At 69.3% G+C, this 16,623-nt stretch carries 21 protein-coding genes; 18 read left to right on the plus strand and 3 right to left on the minus strand.

Annotated elements, in window-relative coordinates; all coding sequences use genetic code 11:
* The first annotated feature begins 295 nt into the window (after positions 1–295).
* Genes LCD31_RS21590 through LCD31_RS21605 form a run of 4 tightly spaced genes read left to right on the plus strand, consistent with a single transcriptional unit; the run spans position 296 to position 5,140 of the window.
* Entirely contained in the window at positions 296–1,825 is a 1,530-nt protein-coding gene (locus LCD31_RS21590) for an ABC transporter substrate-binding protein (RefSeq protein WP_224960635.1), read from the plus strand.
* A complete protein-coding gene (locus LCD31_RS21595; protein ID WP_224960636.1) occupies positions 1,822–2,769 on the plus strand; it encodes an ABC transporter permease in 948 nt (315 codons plus the stop codon). Before LCD31_RS21590 ends, LCD31_RS21595 begins: the two co-directional genes overlap by 4 nt.
* Positions 2,766–3,572 carry an ABC transporter permease gene (locus LCD31_RS21600; RefSeq protein ID WP_224960637.1) on the plus strand — a complete coding sequence of 269 codons (807 nt, stop codon included), beginning with the start codon at positions 2,766–2,768 and terminating at the stop codon, positions 3,570–3,572. The genes LCD31_RS21595 and LCD31_RS21600 overlap by 4 nt, the downstream gene beginning before the upstream one ends.
* The gene (locus LCD31_RS21605; RefSeq protein ID WP_224960638.1) at positions 3,569–5,140 is read left to right on the plus strand and encodes an ABC transporter ATP-binding protein; all 1,572 of its coding nucleotides are present in this window, start codon (positions 3,569–3,571) and stop codon (positions 5,138–5,140) included. The genes LCD31_RS21600 and LCD31_RS21605 overlap by 4 nt, the downstream gene beginning before the upstream one ends.
* Before the next feature lie 131 nt (positions 5,141–5,271).
* On the opposite strand, the gene LCD31_RS21610 is transcribed toward LCD31_RS21605, so the two are convergent.
* Positions 5,272–5,883 carry a GNAT family N-acetyltransferase gene (locus LCD31_RS21610; protein ID WP_224960639.1) on the minus strand — a complete coding sequence of 204 codons (612 nt, stop codon included), beginning with the start codon at positions 5,881–5,883 and terminating at the stop codon, positions 5,272–5,274.
* Between the two features lie 227 nt (positions 5,884–6,110).
* Between LCD31_RS21610 and LCD31_RS21615 the strand changes: the two genes are divergently transcribed.
* Both LCD31_RS21615 and LCD31_RS21620 read left to right on the plus strand, forming a co-directional pair.
* Complete coding sequence (locus LCD31_RS21615; RefSeq protein ID WP_224960641.1) at positions 6,111–7,565, plus strand: SDR family oxidoreductase; 1,455 nt, start codon at positions 6,111–6,113, stop codon at positions 7,563–7,565.
* A 390-nt stretch (positions 7,566–7,955) separates the two neighbouring features.
* On the plus strand, positions 7,956–8,429 hold the full coding sequence (locus LCD31_RS21620; protein WP_224960668.1) for an HD domain-containing protein: 474 nt from the start codon (positions 7,956–7,958) through the stop codon (positions 8,427–8,429).
* Here LCD31_RS21620 and LCD31_RS21625 read toward each other — a convergent pair.
* The gene (locus tag LCD31_RS21625; protein WP_224960669.1) at positions 8,426–8,896 is read right to left on the minus strand and encodes an NUDIX hydrolase; all 471 of its coding nucleotides are present in this window, start codon (positions 8,894–8,896) and stop codon (positions 8,426–8,428) included. The genes LCD31_RS21620 and LCD31_RS21625 overlap by 4 nt on opposite strands.
* A gap of 4 nt (positions 8,897–8,900) precedes the next feature.
* Positions 8,901–9,647, minus strand: a complete 747-nt coding sequence (locus LCD31_RS21630; protein WP_224960643.1) for a DUF5919 domain-containing protein — start codon at positions 9,645–9,647, stop codon at positions 8,901–8,903.
* A gap of 156 nt (positions 9,648–9,803) precedes the next feature.
* On the opposite strand from LCD31_RS21630, the gene LCD31_RS21635 reads away from it, so the two are divergent.
* The 12 genes from LCD31_RS21635 to LCD31_RS21690 all read left to right on the plus strand — a co-directional run bounded on the left by LCD31_RS21635 (position 9,804) and on the right by LCD31_RS21690 (position 16,620).
* A complete protein-coding gene (locus tag LCD31_RS21635; protein WP_224960646.1) occupies positions 9,804–10,007 on the plus strand; it encodes a hypothetical protein in 204 nt (67 codons plus the stop codon).
* 521 nt (positions 10,008–10,528) lie between these two features.
* On the plus strand, positions 10,529–10,726 hold the full coding sequence (locus tag LCD31_RS21640; protein ID WP_224960647.1) for a hypothetical protein: 198 nt from the start codon (positions 10,529–10,531) through the stop codon (positions 10,724–10,726).
* Positions 10,723–11,037, plus strand: a complete 315-nt coding sequence (locus LCD31_RS21645) for a WhiB family transcriptional regulator (RefSeq protein ID WP_224960649.1) — start codon at positions 10,723–10,725, stop codon at positions 11,035–11,037. The genes LCD31_RS21640 and LCD31_RS21645 overlap by 4 nt, the downstream gene beginning before the upstream one ends.
* The gene (locus LCD31_RS21650; protein WP_224960651.1) at positions 11,037–11,495 is read left to right on the plus strand and encodes a DUF3307 domain-containing protein; all 459 of its coding nucleotides are present in this window, start codon (positions 11,037–11,039) and stop codon (positions 11,493–11,495) included. Before LCD31_RS21645 ends, LCD31_RS21650 begins: the two co-directional genes overlap by 1 nt.
* Before the next feature lie 6 nt (positions 11,496–11,501).
* Complete coding sequence (locus LCD31_RS21655; protein WP_224960653.1) at positions 11,502–12,548, plus strand: hypothetical protein; 1,047 nt, start codon at positions 11,502–11,504, stop codon at positions 12,546–12,548.
* Between the two features lie 27 nt (positions 12,549–12,575).
* On the plus strand, positions 12,576–13,361 hold the full coding sequence (locus LCD31_RS21660; RefSeq protein ID WP_224960655.1) for a DUF4097 family beta strand repeat-containing protein: 786 nt from the start codon (positions 12,576–12,578) through the stop codon (positions 13,359–13,361).
* 15 nt (positions 13,362–13,376) lie between these two features.
* Positions 13,377–13,637 carry a hypothetical protein gene (locus tag LCD31_RS21665; protein ID WP_224960657.1) on the plus strand — a complete coding sequence of 87 codons (261 nt, stop codon included), beginning with the start codon at positions 13,377–13,379 and terminating at the stop codon, positions 13,635–13,637.
* Positions 13,638–13,661: 24 nt separating this feature from the next.
* Complete coding sequence (locus LCD31_RS21670) at positions 13,662–14,402, plus strand: NUDIX hydrolase (RefSeq protein WP_224960659.1); 741 nt, start codon at positions 13,662–13,664, stop codon at positions 14,400–14,402.
* Between the two features lie 38 nt (positions 14,403–14,440).
* Positions 14,441–14,830, plus strand: a complete 390-nt coding sequence (locus LCD31_RS21675; protein ID WP_224960660.1) for a hypothetical protein — start codon at positions 14,441–14,443, stop codon at positions 14,828–14,830.
* A gap of 88 nt (positions 14,831–14,918) precedes the next feature.
* Complete coding sequence (locus tag LCD31_RS21680) at positions 14,919–15,233, plus strand: hypothetical protein (RefSeq protein ID WP_224960662.1); 315 nt, start codon at positions 14,919–14,921, stop codon at positions 15,231–15,233.
* Positions 15,230–15,463 (plus strand): hypothetical protein, encoded by a 234-nt coding sequence (locus LCD31_RS21685; RefSeq protein WP_224960664.1) that lies wholly within the window; start codon positions 15,230–15,232, stop codon positions 15,461–15,463. Before LCD31_RS21680 ends, LCD31_RS21685 begins: the two co-directional genes overlap by 4 nt.
* Entirely contained in the window at positions 15,460–16,620 is a 1,161-nt protein-coding gene (locus LCD31_RS21690) for a DUF2637 domain-containing protein (protein ID WP_224960666.1), read from the plus strand. Before LCD31_RS21685 ends, LCD31_RS21690 begins: the two co-directional genes overlap by 4 nt.
* The last annotated feature ends 3 nt before the right edge of the window (positions 16,621–16,623 follow it).

The raw sequence follows: 16,623 nt of genomic DNA on the forward strand, positions 1-16,623 counted from the left end.
CCCCCCCCCCGCCGCCGCCGGCGCCGGGGGCCGGGGGGGGGCGGCCCCCCGCGGCCGCCCCCCCCCCCCCCGGCGCCGGGGGGGCCCCCCCCCCCCCCCCCCGCCCCCGGCGCCCCCCCCCCGCCCCCCCCCCCCGCGACGTGAGGAAGATCGCTTGCTTGGAGTTCTTGAAAAGTATTATCGTTTTCTTTTGGTGTTGCGGTGGGCTGCGCCGGCGTTGCAGGTGATGGGACGGAATGGAGAACCGCGCATGGAGTCCGACGGATCGGCTGCTGGCTCTTCCACCGGCGGGGCGGTGACCAGGCGGGGTTTCCTGGGACTCACCGCAGCGGCCGCATTCGTGGGAATGTCGGGTTGCGCGGCGGGTGGCTCCGGTTCGACCGCGGGCCCGCCGAAGCCGGGCGGCCGGTTGCGGGCGGTGTTCCCCGGCGGCGGAGCCGACGAGGTGCTGGACCCGCACGCCACGAACCTCTACGCCGAGGTGGCCCGCGCCAAGGCGCTGTTCGACAAGCTCGCCGACTACGGCTCCGACATGTCCCCGCAACCCCGGCTGGCCGAGCGGTGGGAGTCGAGTCCGGACCTGCGGACGTGGCGGGTACCGCTGCGCGAGGCCACGTTCCACGACGGACGGCCGGTGCGCGCCGCTGACGTGCTGGCGAGCTACGCGCGCATCCTGCGTCCGGACAGCACTCGACGGGCTAAGGCGAGTCTCTCCGTGATCGACCTGCAGGGCAGCCGCGCGATCGACTACCGCACCGTTGAGTTCCGGTTGAAGCGGCCGTACGCCGAGTTCCCGAACGCGCTCGCCACCTTGGGCGCCTACATCGTTCCGGAGGACGCGGAGAACTTCGAGCGCCCCGTTGGTTCGGGCCCGTTCCGGTTCACCTCGTTCGAACCGGGGCGTAGCTTCCTCGTCGCCCGCAATCCGAACTACTGGGAGGGCGCGCCGCTGCTCGACGAGCTCGAAATTCTGGTGAGCAACGACGAAGCGGCCCGGGTGAACGCGCTGCTGGGTGATCAAGCGGACTACGCGCACGACCTGACCGCCACCACCGCCCGCAGCCACGAGGCGGCGGGACAGATCAACATCCACCGGTTACCGCTGAGCAATTTCCACTCGCTGGCGATGAAGGTGGACCGGCCCCCGTTCGATCGACTGGAGGTCCGGCAGGCGTTCTTCCACTTGGTCGACCGCGAAGAACTGGTCCGTTCGGTGCTGCAGGGCTCGGGAGAGGTGGCCAATGACCTGTTCGGCAAGAACTACCAGTACTACGACGCTGAGCTCCCGCAGCGGCGGCAGGACCTGGCGAAGGCGAAAGAGCTGCTGCGCCGTGCGGGCGCGGAGAACCTGCGGGTCGAGCTGCTCACCTCCGAAGCCTCTCCCGGCTTGCGGGAAGCGGCGCTGGCGTTCGCCGACCAGGCGAAGCTCGCGGGCGTCACGATCGACGTGACCTTGGGGAACAAGGACACCTACTGGTCGGACATCGGCGAGCAGGGGTCCATCGTCAGCTACCGGTCCGGTGCGATGCCGATCGAATCGCACCTCTCGCAGCGGCTGCTGTCGAGCTCGACGACGAACAACACCAAGTGGCAGCGTCCCGAGTTCGACGCGCTCTACCAGCAGGCACAGTCCACTTCGGACGAGAACGCGCGCGCCGGGCTCTACCGGGAGATGCAGCGCACGCTCTTCGAGGAGGGCGGCTTCCTGTGGTGGGGCGTGTCGGATTGGATCGTGGCGTCGGCGAGCAGGGTCGGCGGCATCGATGACGGTGCCCCCGCGAACACCCTGGATTGGGCGCGTTTCGACAAGGTGTGGCTGGGGTGAGCATTCCGGGCTACATCGCCCGGCGAGTGCTGCTGGGGTTCGTGCAGGTCCTCCTGGTCATGGTCGTCGTGTTCTTCTTGATCGAGGCATTGCCCGGTGACGCGGCCGTCACCATCGCCGGGGACGATCCGGACCCGGCGGTCATCGCGTTGCTGCGGGAGCAGCTCGGGTTGAACGCGCCGGTGTGGGAACGCCTCGGTGGCTGGATGCTCGCGGCGTCGCAAGGAGATTTCGGCCGGTCCTTGGTGGGTCCGCGTTCGGTGCTGGACATCATCGGCTCTTCCGTGGGCCCCACCTTGTTGCTGGCGGCGCTCACCTTGGCGTTGATCGTGCCGGTGTCACTCGGACTCGGCGTGCTGGCGGCGAACCGGGAAGGCCGGCTCACCGATCGCCTCATCACCTCCACCACGCTCGGTCTGTACTCGGTTCCGGAATTCGCCATGGGGATCCTGCTGGTCACCGTGTTCGCCGTTCAGCTCGGCTGGTTGCCGCCGACCGCCGTGGGCGGCGGCGGGCTGCTGAGCCGCCCGGCGGTTTTGGTGCTGCCGGTGCTGGTGCTGCTGCTGCGCCCGATCTGCTCGCTGAGCAGGCTGGTCCGCGCCGGCATGATCGACGCGTTGCGGTCCGGGTACGTCCAGCAGGCGCGCCGAGCCGGGCTCTCGCCGCTGCGGGTGCAGTTCGCGCACGCGCTGCCGAACGCGGTCGTGCCCGCGGTGCAGCAACTCGCCCGCACGACGGACTGGCTCATCGGCGGCGTCATCGTCGTGGAGGCGATCTTCGTGATCCCAGGGCTGGGCACCACGTTGATCGATGCCGTGTCCGCGCGCGACCTGCCGGTGGTGCAAGGGTTGTCCTTGGTGCTGGCCGTCGTGACGGTCCTGGTGAACCTGGTGGCGGACATCGTCGCCCGGATCCTGGCTCCCGCCGCGGAGGACGACCGATGAGAAGCCTGCTCAGGCCCGGGGTGCTGGTTCCCGGCATCCTGATCGCCGTGCCGCTGCTGCTGGCCGTGTTCGGCCCGCTGTTCGCTTCGGGGGCGGTGGCAAAGGACGTTGCGTTCAGCAGCGGCGCCGGCCACCTGTTCGGCACCGACTTCGTCGGCCGGGACGTGTGGAACGAAGTCCTGCTCGGCGGTCGCTCGGTGGTGCTGGTCGCCGTGGCCGCCACGGTGTGCACGTACGCCGTGGCCGTGCCGATCGGCGTGGCGGTCGGGATGAACCGGGCCAGGTTCGTCGACGAGGTGGTGATGCGGCCGCTGGACGTCCTGCTCGCCATCCCTTCGATGCTCCTGCTGCTGTTGCTGGCCTCCGCCGCACCGAACGTCGGCTGGGTGCTGGTCGCGATCGTCACCGTCATCAACCTTCCGGACGTCATCAGGATTTCCAGGGCTTCGACGCTCTCGCTCTCCGCACGTCCGGCCGTGGAGGCCATGCGCATGCAGGGGGAGAGCCGCGTTCGCATCGGACTCGGCTACGTGGTGCGCGCGATGGCGCGCACGCTGGCCGCGGACTCGGGCACCAGGTTCACCGGAGCGATCTACCTCGTCGCCTCGGCGAGCTTCCTGGGTGTGGGGGTGTCTCCGCAGGCCAGCGATTGGGCGGCCATGGTGGACCGCAACCGCACGGGCTTGTTCCTGCAGCCGTGGGCTGTCGTGCTGCCCGCGTTGCTGATCGTGGCATTGTCGGTGGGTGTGAACTTGGCTTTCGACCAGCTGCTGCGCAGGAAACGGCGAGAGGTGCGCGCGTGAACGTCGTCGAGGTCGGCGGGCTGAACGTCTCGCTCGATTCCCGGCCCCTGGTGTCCGATGTCTCGTTCGCGATGGCAGCGGGTGAGGTGACCGCGCTCGTCGGTGAATCCGGCAGCGGCAAGACCACGACCGGGCTCGCCCTGCTCGGTGAACACCCGACCGGGGCGCGCGTCGACGGTGAGGTCACCGTGGCCGGGCACCCGGTCGGTCCGGGTCGGCCGCCGGCGGCGGGGCACCTCGGGTACATCCCGCAGCACCCCGCGGCCGCGTTGAACCCGGTGCGGCGGGTCGGTTCGGTCTTGCGGGAGATCGCTCGCCGCCACCTGGGGCCGGTCGCGCGCTCCGAGCGCAAGGAACTGGTGCGGGCCCGGGTCACCACTGCGCTGCGCCGGGCGCAGCTCCCCGACGGGCAGGCGCTGCTCGACCGCTACCCGCACCAGCTCTCCGGGGGACAGCAGCAGCGGATCGTGCTGGCCCAAGCGCTGGTCTGCGATCCGGCCGTGGTGATCGCGGACGAACCGACGACCGGGCAGGACGCGTTGACCCGCGCCCAAATCGTCGAAGAGCTGCGCGGTCTCGCGGACCAGGGCATCGCTGTGCTGCTGCTCACCCACGACCTCGACGTGGTGCGGCAGTTGGCGCACCGGGTGCTGGTCATGCGTGGCGGAGCCGTCGTCGAATCGGGCCCGGCCGCGGCGGTGCTCGGCTCCCCGGAGCACGCCTACACGCGGCTGCTCGTCGAATCCCAGCCCGACACCAGAGCGCCACTGGCACCTGCCGAGGACGACTGCGAACCGCCGGTTCTCGCCGCGCACGACCTGGTCGTCGGTCACCGGGGCCGGGGCAGGAAGGTCGAGACGCTGCACGGGATGTCGCTGGACGTCGGCCGGGGCAGGCGGATCGCCGTGGTCGGCCGCTCCGGCAGCGGCAAGACGACGCTGGCCCGGTGCCTCGCCGGACTGCACCCGCCGCGGCGAGGGACGATCGTGCTCGACGGGATACCGCTGGCCGCGCGCCTGCGCGGGCGCAGCAGGGAGCAGCTGGCCGACGTTCAGTACGTCTTCCAGGACGCGCGCGCTTCGTTCAACGAGTTCGCGCCCGTGCTCGACCAGGTAGCGCGGACCGCCGAACGGCTCCGCGGGGTCGACCGGCAGCAGGCGCGGCGACGGGCGGCGGAGTGGTTCGAACGCGTCGGCCTCGACGCGGAGATCACCGCACGGCGGCCCGATTCCCTCTCCGGGGGTGAGTTGCAACGCGCTGCCCTGGTGCGCGCACTGCTCGCCGAACCGCGGGTGCTGATCTGCGACGAGATCACCTCCGGGCTCGACACCGTCACCCAGGCCGAGCTGCTCGTCCTGCTCAAGGAGCTGCAGCGGACCGCGGAGTGCGCCTTGGTGCTGATCACCCATGACCTCGGGGTCGTGGCCGATCTCGCCGAGCACGTCCTGATCGTCGACGGTGGGTGCATCGTCGAACAGGGCGCTGCTTCGGAAGTGCTGCGTGCGCCACGACACCCGATGACGAGCGCGCTGGTCGAGGCCGCGACGAGCCGGATCAGCCAGGCCTAGGCCGGGAAGTTCGCGGTGTCGCCGAGCGGGGAGGTGCTTGGAGGGGGACATGCCTCCATGCTTCCCCGTCGAACGCGCGTTCGCATCACTCGAGCGGGTAGGAACGGGGCCACACGATCTCGCAGCCGAGATCACCCGGCGTAATCGACGTCCGGGAACGCGAAGGCGGCTTCCCCTGGGCGGGCGGAGGACCGGCCCGGGATCGGGATCTCGAAGTGGACGCTCGGGCTGTACCGGGAGTCCTCCCGGGCGTCGTAGATCTCCGTCGCGGCGCTGCGCCAGAACGGCGCCGCACCCTCGATCGCCGGATTCGTGTGCAGGTAGATCGTCGAATATTCGGGCGTGTCGGCGACGAAGTCGCACGCCATCGACACCAGCGCGCTCGCCAGGCCGTTGCGGCGGTGCTGCCGGTCCACGTACACCCGGAACAGCTGCGCGGTGCTGCCGTCCCCGTACCGGGCCGCGAGCCACTCGGGGTGCGGGGGGCAGCGCGGGCCGCCGGAGCGGATCGCCGTGGTCGCGGCGACCTCGCCGTCGCGCACCGCGACGAACAGCGCGTGCCGCGGGTTCTTCAGGTACGCGCCCTCGATGTCCACGACGTCGGAGTGCCAGCGGGCGTGGTAGCCGTGGCCGAACTCCTTGTAGAACGTGTCGAGCATGACCCGGCGCGCGCCTTCGACGTCCTCCGGGCGGGCGCGGCGCACCGCGTACTCGCCGATCCGGTGCTCTTCCTGGTGATCCATGTGCTCTCCATCGGGCTCTCGCGCCTGAGTCGCGAGCGAACGCGACTCCCGGTGCGCCGCGGCCACAATACAATGACTCTCATTTTCAATAAGTCCGGGGTGTGGCGCACAGGCCGCAATGATCATCGAATGAAGGGAACCTTCCTGCCACCGGTGGCAGGAAGGTTCCCTTCATCGCACCGGCCCGTCGGAGTGCGGGGGCGGTGGGCGAGCTGCAGGCTTCGCCCATGGTGTGTCTGGTGACGGGAGCGAGCGGGTACGTCGGCGGCAGGTTGGTCCCCCGGCTGCTCGAGGACGGGCGGCAGGTCCGCTGCCTGGTCCGGAATCCGGAGAAGCTGCGCGACGTGCCCTGGCGGGACCAGGTGGAGGTGGTCCGCGGCGACCTGCTGCGCGAGGGGGACGTGACGGCCGCCTGCGACGGTGTCGAGGTCGTCTACTACCTGGTGCACGCGATGGCCGAGTCGGGTTTCGCGGCCCGGGACCGGCGTGCGGCGCTGCTGATGGGGCAGGCGGCGCGGGAGACGTCGGTTCAGCGGATCGTGTACCTGGGCGGGGTGCATCCTGCGGGGGAGCAGTTGTCCGAGCACATGGCTTCGCGAGCGGAGGTCGGCGAGGTCCTGCTGCGCAGCGGGGTTCCGACGGTGGTCCTGCAAGCCGCGGTGATCATCGGTTCGGGTTCGGCGAGCTTCGAGATGCTGCGACACCTGACCGAGCGGCTCCCGGTGATGGTGACCCCCCGCTGGGTGGCCAATCGGGTGCAGCCGATCGCGGTGCGTGACGTCGTGCACTACCTGGTCGAGGTGTCCCGGCTGCCGAGTTCGATCAACCGGACGTTCGATGTGGGCGGCCCGGACGTGCTGACCTACGGCGAGATGATGCGCCGCTACGCGGTCGTGGCAGACCTGCCGCCGCGGCGGATGCTGTCGGTGGGCGTCCTGACGCCGTGGCTGAGCGCCCAGTGGATCAACGTGGTGACGCCGGTGCCGAAGAGCGTCGGGCGGCCGCTGATCGAATCGCTGATCCACGAGGCGGTCTGCTCCGAGGACGACATCGACGAACTGGTGCCGCGGCCGGCGGGCGGCCTTACCGGCTACGACCGCTCGGTGCAGCTGGCGTTGCGCAAGGTCCGGAACGCCGAGGTGGAGACCCGCTGGTCGGATGCGGCGCCGTCGGACGCCCCCTCGGACCCGTTGCCCTCGGACCCGGCCTGGTCCGGCGGGACCGTGTACGCGGACGTCCGCGAAGGCAGTAGCCAGGTGGCTCCGGAACGGCTGTGGCGCGTGGTCGAAGGCGTGGGTGGGGAGCACGGCTGGTACTCCTCGTCGCTGCTGTGGGCGGTGCGCGGTGCCCTGGACAAGCTCTCCGGCGGAGTCGGTTTGCGGCGCGGGCGCCGGGACGCGCAGCGGTTGCGGGTCGGCGAGGCGCTCGATTGGTGGCGGGTGGAAGAGCTGGTGGAGGGCAGGTTGCTGCGGCTGCGCGCGGAGATGCGGTTGCCGGGGCGGGCGTGGCTGGAGTTCACCGTGGAGCCGGACGGCACGGGTGGTTCGCACTACCGCCAGCGTGCGGTGTTCGTCCCGCGCGGATTGGCCGGTCACCTCTACTGGTGGCTCGTGGCGCCGTTCCACGGCGTGGTCTTCGGCGGGATGGTGCGCAACGTGCTCCGCGTCGCGGCCGAGAAGTAAGACCCGGCAGGCAATTTCGCTTCAGCGCGCGAAAAAGGACGAGCATCGACTGCTCGTCCTTTTGTCGGGCGCCCTCGGCAGGACTCGAACCTGCGACACCTGCCTCCGGAGGGCTGAAGCCTGCCAGCCTGTTTCCGCAGCGCAGAACGTGTCTCTCGCGCACTGAGGTGAGGTTTTGTACGTGGATTGTCCGTGGCGGAGCTGGGAGGATCGGTTCCGTGACGCTCATCCGACGGCCCGTGTTCACTCACACCTGGAGGTAGCTTCCAGATGACCTACCGGTCCGACCGTTCAGTACCGACGACGCAGACTGGCCCGGCCCTGGTCTCGTGGGCTTTCTCAACATCCGAAGCGAAGCTGGCCACCGCTCTACCCCGTCGGTGGTCCCATGTGCAGGGCGTGGCAAGTCGCGCTCGAAGCCTGCGTGCCGTGGTCGGTGACGATGCCGCCTTGCTCGAAGCTGCCGCCGTCCTGCACGACGTGGGGTACGCGCCGGACATCGCGCACACCGAATTCCACCCACTCGACGGCGCCAACTTCCTTTCGAACATCGGTGCTGGACGTCGCCTCGTTCACTTAGTTGCACACCACTCCTACGCTGAGCTTGAAGCGGGGCTTCGAGGCCTCTCGGATGAGCTGGCCGAGTACACGGACGAGCAAGGAACAGTTCGAGACGCATTGTGGTATTGCGATCTGACGACCACGCCTGATGGGCGAGAGACGACTGCACGGAATCGGATTGCGGAAATTAAGAAACGTTACGGACGAGGGCATTTGGTAACTGATTTCATCACGGCTGCCGAGCCTGTGCTGTTGGGTGCGGTCGATCGCACGGCCGAACGGTTGAGGGTGAGCAAGGGCTAGCTTAGGTAGGGTACCGTGCGACCCTCCAGTGCGTGCTCTATCCGCATCCTCATTGCAGGGTGAATGTTCAGGTCGTTTATCCCGGCAGGTTCAACCCAATGCACCTGCCGGGATTCTGAACTAGTTTTCTCGACTCCGCCGATTCGGCGCGCCTGGAATACAATTGAAAACTCCTGCCGGACTTCGCCGTCGTCGTACGCTATTACGTGACGCGGGTCGGAGTAGATCCCAGCCACGTCGGTGACATCGACCTCGACTCCAGTTTCCTCGCGCACCTCGCGTATCGCGGCTTGCCGGGTGGTTTCTCCGAGGTCCTGTGCTCCACCTGGGATCGCCCACAGCCCGTTGTCGGCGCGCTCGATCATCAAGAGTCGGCCGAGTTCGTCCCGCACGATCGCAGCCACTGCCACCACGAGGCTATTGGCGACGGGTGCCTCCGGGTCATCAAAGTAGTCTTTTTTGGGCAAGGTTTCACCAAGATTCAATCGAGTCGGATTGGTCCCACACGGCGTCAAGGCTGTCCGCGTAAGTCTGAAAAAGGCTTCCTCCTGATAGGCGGCGCAAGTGGAACGCTGGGGCATGTGAGGCAATTTTCCCCCACACATGCGGGTTGACGATCATTTCATCGTCAAACCGATAAATGGAGTTGTACAGGATGGTTCCGTGTTTGCGGATATCAACGCCCGGTGTCGACTGTAGCGGGCGAAAATGTGCTACCGCGTGGTCAATCTTGGCGGAAATGGTTCCTCTTCCGATGCCCTCGTCGGTACTGCGCTGTATGACTGCGTCGCTGTCTCGGTTCCCGAATAGCAAGCGTATCTTGGCGCCCGTCCCCGCTTTGTCCTTAAGCTCATTGAGCAGATTGGGCTTTTCGGTCATGAACATTCCGACATAAACGAGCATGTCGATCCGGGAGCATGCTCTATCCAGTAATTGATCCCACAGTTCGGGTGGAATGCCACCCCTGTGTGGGTAGAAGGAAACAATCTCGGAGTGACTTGTTTCGTCGGACTTGTGTGGCGAGACGGCGTTGGGCCACAGGTACTGCTCGCTTCGCTGAAGTGCTGCGGCAGCTCGATAGCGATGCTTCGGGTACGGCGCCCGCCCCCCGCTGATCCAGCGCGACACCGTCTTCGGGTCGACCCCGACGGCGTCGGCGAGGTCCTCCGGGGACATGCCAACGCCGAGCAGGGCGTCTCGCAGGCGATCGTTGGGCATGAAGCTCCTTGATCGTGACGTCTGGGACGACTAGGGACGTCTGACGCTAGCAGTGGACGTCCCTAGTCGTCCCGCTGTGCGGTGAAGCCGTCCCCTCTTTTGCGGCGAATCTGTAGCTACTTCGCCAACGGGGCGGAGCGACGGAAGGGGAGACCAATGGCTAAGCAGACTTTTCCAGGAATGCCCACTAGTGGCGGTGGCATGCTTCCCAAGTTGATTGGTGCGCTCGTCATGCTCGCCGTTCTCGCATTCGTTGTTCAGCAGCCAGTGGAGGCTGCTCAGCTCGTCCGCAACGTCCTCGGGCTGTTCGGTGGAGCAGTGGACGGCCTGGCTACCTTCTTCAGTCAGGCTGCGAACTAGTGGACTCGATGGCCTCGACCCGGGATCTCAGTTCTGCCACTTCGGCGCGGAGTGCTGCGATCTCAGCTTCAGGACCGGTGTCCGGGATTGCTGAGCCGTGACCGTTCAGTACCTGCGTTAGGTGTCCCGGGGGCCAGCCAAGTGCCCTGGAGACGTCCTCCAGGGTGCGCGTCCTCGGCTTGCCGCCTGGGTAGTTCCGCTGGAGTTTTCGTAGCGTCGCAGCGCTGACTCCAGATCGGTTCACGAGTCCGCTCTGGCTCAGGCTCAGTTGCTCCATTCGGGTGTTAATCGCGCTTGCGACCGCATCCCAGTCTTCGCCCACTAGCTACCCCTTAAAGCTGGTCTGATCTGCGCAAATTCTAGCGATTTCCGTAGCGCTGGAGCCAGCGGCACGCCCAGCCAAGCCCGAAGTTACCCACCAGTAGCTCTTGCAAGCGCTAGATCTAGCGTTAGATTTAGCGAGTCAGACGGAAAGGAGCACGAACGAGATGAACATCCAGAGCGCAATCGAGGTGTCAGAGATGCCGGAGTCGGAGCTGTCCGACCTGGAGTTGTTGGCGCAGGCGGCGCAGGAGGCCGAGGACGCGCAGCGCCGGGGTGTGCTGGGTGGTCCGGGGATGGACGAGGTGCAGCTGCGGCGGGCGGAGCGTCGGGCTCGTCGTCAGGACGCGCGGCGGGTGCAGTCGACGCGGGTGTCGGCGGCGGGGGTGGTCGCGTGAGCACCGCGAAGCAGCGCATCGACCGCGGCGACGACCTTTACCGGCTGCTGTCTCGGTTGCCGGGTTCGGAGTTCGGGGCGGCGCCGGAGTGCGCGGAGACGGACCCGGAGGCGTTCATGCCCGGGCAGGGTCCGGACGTCGGCGTGATCCGCCGAGCGAAGCGGATCTGCGGGCGGTGCCCGATCCGGCAGTCCTGCTTGGAGTTCGCGCTCCGGACCGGTGAGCCGGGGATTTGGGGTGGCACCACGGCGATCGAGCGGAAGCGGCTGCGCGCCGGCGGTGGGGTCGTGGAGCTCGGGGAGGTCGCGTGATGGGGCTGGACTCCGCGGTGACGTTCGCTGCCGTTCTACCTGCGTTGCTGGTCGCGCACCACGTCGCTGATCACTGGTTGCAGACCTCGCACCAGGCGGAGAACAAGGGCCGCCCGGACTGGCTGGGCCGGGTCGCCTGCGCGAAGCACGTGCTGTCCTACACCGCCGCGACCGCCGGAACCGTCGCACTGCTGTGGGTGGTGCTGGGCCTGCCGATCAGCACGGTCGGGTTCGTGCTGGGCCAGGTGGTCAGTGCGGTCACGCACTACTGGGCGGATCGGCGTCACACCTTGGCGGGGCTGGCTGAGGCGGTCGGCCGGGGCGAGTTCTACCGGCTCGGTGCGCCGCGGTCGGGTCGGGATGACAACCCGCACTTGGGTACTGGCGCGTACGTGCTGGATCAGTCGTGGCATTGGGTGTGGTTGTTCGTGGCTGCCCTGGTCACGGCCGGGTGCTGAGGCGGGGTGGTGATGATGGCGCCGTTTCAGTGTTCGCGGGCGGATGCGATGTGTTCGGCGTGCCAGCAGCGGATCATCACGGGTGGCTGGCGCCCGGAGGACACCCGTGCGTGGCGTGACCCGGTACAGACCATGACGTGTGAGGCGTGCCTGTCCGGCTTGTATCGCCTGGCTGACCGGCACGGTCCGGTGCTCAGTTTCGGGACGTATCTGGGTATCTCGGATCGGCAGCGCGCGGAGTTGACGGCGGTGCACGAGGCAGCGCATGCCGTGGTCGGTGAGGCGCTGGGCGCGCAGATGACCGAGGCGGTCATCCGGAACGACGAAATGGATCTGTCCGGTTCGCCGACCATCCGTGGCGGGACGGTGGACTGGGATCACTCGAACGGCATTCCGTTGGCGACCTGGTCGACGATGGCGATGGCCGGGGTGTCCTCGGAAATCGCCTGGCAGCGCCGTAACGGGCTGCACACCCAGACGTATCTGGTCGATGCCGCCTGGCAGGCCGCGTTTGACACGGCCTCGATCCTCGGCAGCGCCGATCGCACGACTCGTCCTGCGGACGAGGTGATCGCAAACGGGCTGAATCTGGCCAACAAGATCGTCGGTGAGGACTGGGATCACATCGCCGCCGTGGCCGACGAACTCGGCCGTACCAGGCGGATGGACCGCGCGGCGGTGCTCGCCGCGATGGAGCGTGCCCGGCCGAGCCGTCCGATGGCAACACCCGCCCCGGCGGTGCCCGCTCCTCGTAGTTCTCCTTCGCTCCCTACTTCCTCTGGAGGTTCTTCCATGTCCGGCATCGACGAGATCCGCGGTGTGCTGGCTCGCGCTGTGGAGATGACCGAGCAGGCCCAGCACGCGCTGGCGGAAGCCGCCCGCGCTGTGGATGGCGCGCGGCAGGCGGTGGCCCAGGTCGCCCAGTCCTCCAGCCGCGACGAGGTTCAGCAGGTCCTGGCGCAGTACGGCGTCACCGGTGACGCGGTGCACACCGCGGGTGGGCAGCTGGCCGTGTCGGCCGACCAGATCCGCACCTACGCCGCCCAGCTCTGACTCACACCGTCCAGAAAGGACCCCTTCATGTCGCGCACCATCACGCATCACCTGCACTCCGGCCCGGGACGGCTGCGGCTGCGCCTGCCCGCCGGGCGCATCCGGGTCACCGCGGTTCCCGGTGTGGAGCACGCCGAGGTCCGGCTCACCGCGCAGGACCCGTCCGACACCTACGCGGTCGAGGCGATCGAGCAGACCGCGGTCTCCCAGCTCGGCGACCTGCTGTCGGTGACCGTCCCGGCCACGAACGCCCCGGCGCGCACGGTGGTGCACCGCAGCGGGACCAGCGTGTTCACGGCTGGCGACACGCACGTCGTCTTCGGTTCGTCCTCGGGAATCACGATCTCCGGCGGAACCGTCATCACCGGCGGCGCCACGGTGGTGACCGGCGCCGGTGGTGGCGTCATCGCGGAGGTCATGGTTCCCGGCGGGCAGCAGGTCGAGTTGGACGCGGCCTCGGCGGAGATCTCCACCAGCGGCCCGCTGACGCTGCTGCGCGCCACGACCGGCTCGGGCTCGGTGCGCATCGGGGAGGCCACCGTCGCGACCGTGAAAACCGGCTCCGGTGACATCGTCGCCGACCGCACCGGCGAACTCGACGCCCGCACCGGCTCTGGGGACATCACCGTGCGCGCCGCGACCCGGACCACGTCGCTGCGCGCCGGCTCCGGAGACGTCCGCGTGCACCTGGCCGCTCACGCCCCGCTGCGGGTGCGCACCGGCTCCGGCGACATCGCCGCCACGGCCGCCCCCGGCATCCACCTCGACCGCTCCGGGCTGCGCACCGGGTCCGGCGACATCACCACCCGCTGACCAGGAGGTTTCGTCATGTCCGACGTTGAGCAGGTTCACCAGTTCCTGTCGCAGTCGCTGCACACTTCCGGGAACGCGGCGCTGGGGCTCTCCGACGCGGAATACCTCGTCTCGACGGTCCGGGCGGTGCTGCGGGAGGCCACGGAGGGCTCGGTGCGGGACGAGGTCCGCCAGGCGCTGACGCGCTACGCAGCCGCCAGCGACCTGATCACGCAGGCCGTGACACAGGTTCGTGCCGCAGACGAGCAGGTCATGGCCTACCAAGCGTCGCTGTGAATTCGAAGTCGAGAAAGGACACTCATGTCTGAGATCACCGGTGCGCACCTGACCACCGACATCGTTCTGATCGCCCACCACAAGCACATGCCGCACGTGCTGTTGATCCGCCGCGGCTGGGACCCGTTCGCCGGGTCGTGGGCGCTGCCCGGCGGCTACGTCGACCAGGGCGAGCGGTTCGCCGAGGCCGCGGCCCGGGAGCTGCGGGAGGAAACCGGCCTGCACACCGCGAACCTGACGCAAGTCGGGGTGTTCGACGACCCCGACCGTGATCCGCGGGGCCGGGTGGTGTCGGTGGCCTTCGGCGCACTGCTGGACCACGTGCCGGCGCCGGTCGCAGGAGACGACGCCCGCGACGCCCGGTGGGTGCCGCTGTCGGAAGCGCTGAACGGCCCGTTGGCGTTCGACCACCACGAGGTGCTGGCCAAGGCGCACCGAGTGTTGACGACCCGCCTGGTCGAGGTGCCCTCGCACCTGGCCGAGCAGATCGACGACGGCTGGGCGGCCTACAGCGCCGCGTCCGACGCGTGGCTGGCCGCGGACGAGCGCCGCGAGGTGCGCCCGTCGCACCTGCGGTCGTGGGGTGTGGCGGCGCGCTTGCTTTCCGACGCCTACGGCCTGGCCGGGCAACGGGAGGACGTGTGGTCGCCCCTGGCCGCGGCGTTCGACGCGGCGTTCAGCCGCTACGAGTACCGCGCCGAAGGCCTCGAAACCCGCGCGGACCGCGCCGAGCAGCACGCCGCCGGCGAGTCCGGCGAGCAGTGACCGGAGCACACCGACGAACCACCCGAGAGGAGATCAGGATGTCCATTCAACAGCTGCCCAAGCTGGAGCTGCGGGCGGGGCTGCTCGGCTATGGCGCGGTCACCGCGTCCTACGACCCCCAGTACAACGCGGTGTTCCTCATGCTCGACGCCCCGGACGGGGAGCGCGCCGCGGTGCTGACCCGGTGGGCCGAGGACATGCGGATCGTGGACATGAGCCGTGGCGTGTATCGCGGCGACGACCCGTTTCTGAGGCTGAGCCTGCGCGGGCTGGCCGACGGTTCGCCCCTGCTGCCGACCGGCACCGCCATGTGCGTGTCCGCGCCCTGGCCGAGCACGTCGCCGCAAGCGGCGGCGATCCGCCACGGCGTGGCCGGTGATCCCCACCGGCTGCTCGCTCGGCTCCGGGACCTCGACGACCGCTGCTAGCGGCGCCCCGGCCCAACAGTTCCTCCACCACGAGTGCCTGTTGGGCCGGGCCCCACCTACCGACCTGACGATCGACAGGAGACCTCCGATGCTAAACCGCAAGCGACCGGTGCGGATCACCGTGCCGGGTGAGATCGCCGCCGAAGTGGCAGCGGCGCACGCGGCCTATCTGGCCGCGGTGTCCCGGCGCGTGCCCCGGGCTGATGTCGTCGCGCAGGAGGCCGGGCGTACCGCGCTCGCCGCCGCCGAGGGGCGCTTGGCCGCGGCCTACTCCCGGCTCGCCGAGCACCTGGGGTGGGCGCCGCTGCTGGGCGCGGCCGCTACCGCCGCCGAGGTCCACACCGAGCAGGCCCGCCGTCTCCAGTCGATCGCGCTTCCGGCGGGTTCGGGGGTGGCGTCGTGAATTCCACTTTGGACTACCTGCGGGCCTACACCGCACCACGCGCGTTCTGGGTGGCGGCGCTGTTCACCGTCGCGGTGCTGGTGCGGGTCCCGGCGGTTGCCCTGGCCTTCGGTGTGCACGTGCTCGACCGCACCGCCGAGCGCCTTCTGGGCTGGATCGCCCGCATCCCGCCGCAGCCTGTCCGCACCGTCACCCGTCCCCGCCATCCGCGAGAGGAGACCCAGCGATGAGCGTCTACTACGACCCCAAGGCCGCCCGCGCGAATGCTCGTGGTGAGGCCGAGCTGCGTAAGGCTGAGGCGGAGAAGCTGCGTGCCGAGGGCAAGGCCACGGTGTTGGCCGCCCAGGGCGAGCAGCGCCGCGCCGAGCGGGAGCAGGCTCACCAGCAGCGCGAGGCTGCCGCCGCTGCCCGCCGTGCACGGGTCCGGGAGGTCCGGGTGTGGCTGGCGGGGCATCCGATCGAGCTGCTGATGGGCGTGATTGTGCTGGTCCCGGCGGTGCTGGCGTGGTCGGCGATGGCCGACTACGGCGCCGAGATCTTCGGCCCCGCTCTGGGCTGGGGGTTGCCGCTGTTCTCGGAGGGATCGATGTGGGCGTTCGCGGTCGCCGCGCACGCCGCCCGCCGTGAGGGCAAGCCCGCCGGTGCGTTGCAGGTGGGGGTGTGGACGTTCGCCACGGTGGCGGGGGTCTTGAACTTCACCCACGGGCTGACCCTCCCCGGTGGCGGGCTGGGTGCGGCGGTCGTGATGGCCTTGGTCTCGATCGGCGGGGTGATCGTGCACCAGCTGATCACCGCCGGGCCCACCCGGACCCGCCGCACCCGCCGCGAGCGGATCGCCGCCCGGCGGGCGGCGCGGATGGAGCGTGCCGCGCTGCGGCAGTCGGTGGGCCGGGTCGACGAGCACGGCCGGGTCGTGGGGCTGCACGCCCCCGCCACGGTGACTCTGCGCCGCTCGATGACCGGCCGCGCCCGGCTTCAGCGCACCACCGCGCCCGGCCTCGGCGACGACGCCCCGGACCCCTCCGGCATCGACCGGGCGGCGCAGTTGGCCGACGAGGTCGAGCAGTACCTGCGCGACGCCCCGCAGACCCCTCGGGAGACCCCTCCCGCGGTGCCGGTCGAGGAGACCCCCGACACCGCCTCTGATCAGCGACGGGATACCCCTCCCGCTCCGCGTAAGACCGGGCGCGTGAAGGCCACCCGGCACCCCCGGTCGCGGTCGATGGAGCAGCTGCGCGACGAGCTGCGCCAGGCCCACCGAGACGGCCGCGTCGACCCGGCCTCGGCGGAGTCGATCCGCACCACCTTGCACGTCAGCCGCGACCGCGCGAAGACGCTGCGCGACGAGTGGAACGACGGCTCCACCGGCACCCCCACCCCCGCCTGAACC

It is taken from the genome of Saccharopolyspora sp. 6M (assembly GCF_020176775.1).
In the GTDB taxonomy this organism is placed as follows: Bacteria; Actinomycetota; Actinomycetes; order Mycobacteriales; family Pseudonocardiaceae; genus Saccharopolyspora_C; species Saccharopolyspora_C gregorii.

Bases quoted from the DNA above. Each gene is read 5' to 3' on its own strand.
- LCD31_RS21600 (WP_224960637.1), top strand. From the start codon at position 2,766: ATGAGAAGCCTGCTCAGGCCCGGGGTGCTGGTTCCCGGCATCCTGATC.
- LCD31_RS21610 (WP_224960639.1), bottom strand. From the start codon at position 5,883: ATGGATCACCAGGAAGAGCACCGGATCGGCGAGTACGCGGTGCGCCGC.
- LCD31_RS21615 (WP_224960641.1), top strand. From the start codon at position 6,111: ATGGTGTGTCTGGTGACGGGAGCGAGCGGGTACGTCGGCGGCAGGTTG.
- LCD31_RS21630 (WP_224960643.1), bottom strand. From the start codon at position 9,647: ATGCCCAACGATCGCCTGCGAGACGCCCTGCTCGGCGTTGGCATGTCC.
- LCD31_RS21635 (WP_224960646.1), top strand. From the start codon at position 9,804: ATGGCTAAGCAGACTTTTCCAGGAATGCCCACTAGTGGCGGTGGCATG.
- LCD31_RS21640 (WP_224960647.1), top strand. From the start codon at position 10,529: ATGCCGGAGTCGGAGCTGTCCGACCTGGAGTTGTTGGCGCAGGCGGCG.
- LCD31_RS21650 (WP_224960651.1), top strand. From the start codon at position 11,037: ATGGGGCTGGACTCCGCGGTGACGTTCGCTGCCGTTCTACCTGCGTTG.
- LCD31_RS21660 (WP_224960655.1), top strand. From the start codon at position 12,576: ATGTCGCGCACCATCACGCATCACCTGCACTCCGGCCCGGGACGGCTG.
- LCD31_RS21665 (WP_224960657.1), top strand. From the start codon at position 13,377: ATGTCCGACGTTGAGCAGGTTCACCAGTTCCTGTCGCAGTCGCTGCAC.
- LCD31_RS21670 (WP_224960659.1), top strand. From the start codon at position 13,662: ATGTCTGAGATCACCGGTGCGCACCTGACCACCGACATCGTTCTGATC.
- LCD31_RS21675 (WP_224960660.1), top strand. From the start codon at position 14,441: ATGTCCATTCAACAGCTGCCCAAGCTGGAGCTGCGGGCGGGGCTGCTC.
- LCD31_RS21680 (WP_224960662.1), top strand. From the start codon at position 14,919: ATGCTAAACCGCAAGCGACCGGTGCGGATCACCGTGCCGGGTGAGATC.
- LCD31_RS21690 (WP_224960666.1), top strand. From the start codon at position 15,460: ATGAGCGTCTACTACGACCCCAAGGCCGCCCGCGCGAATGCTCGTGGT.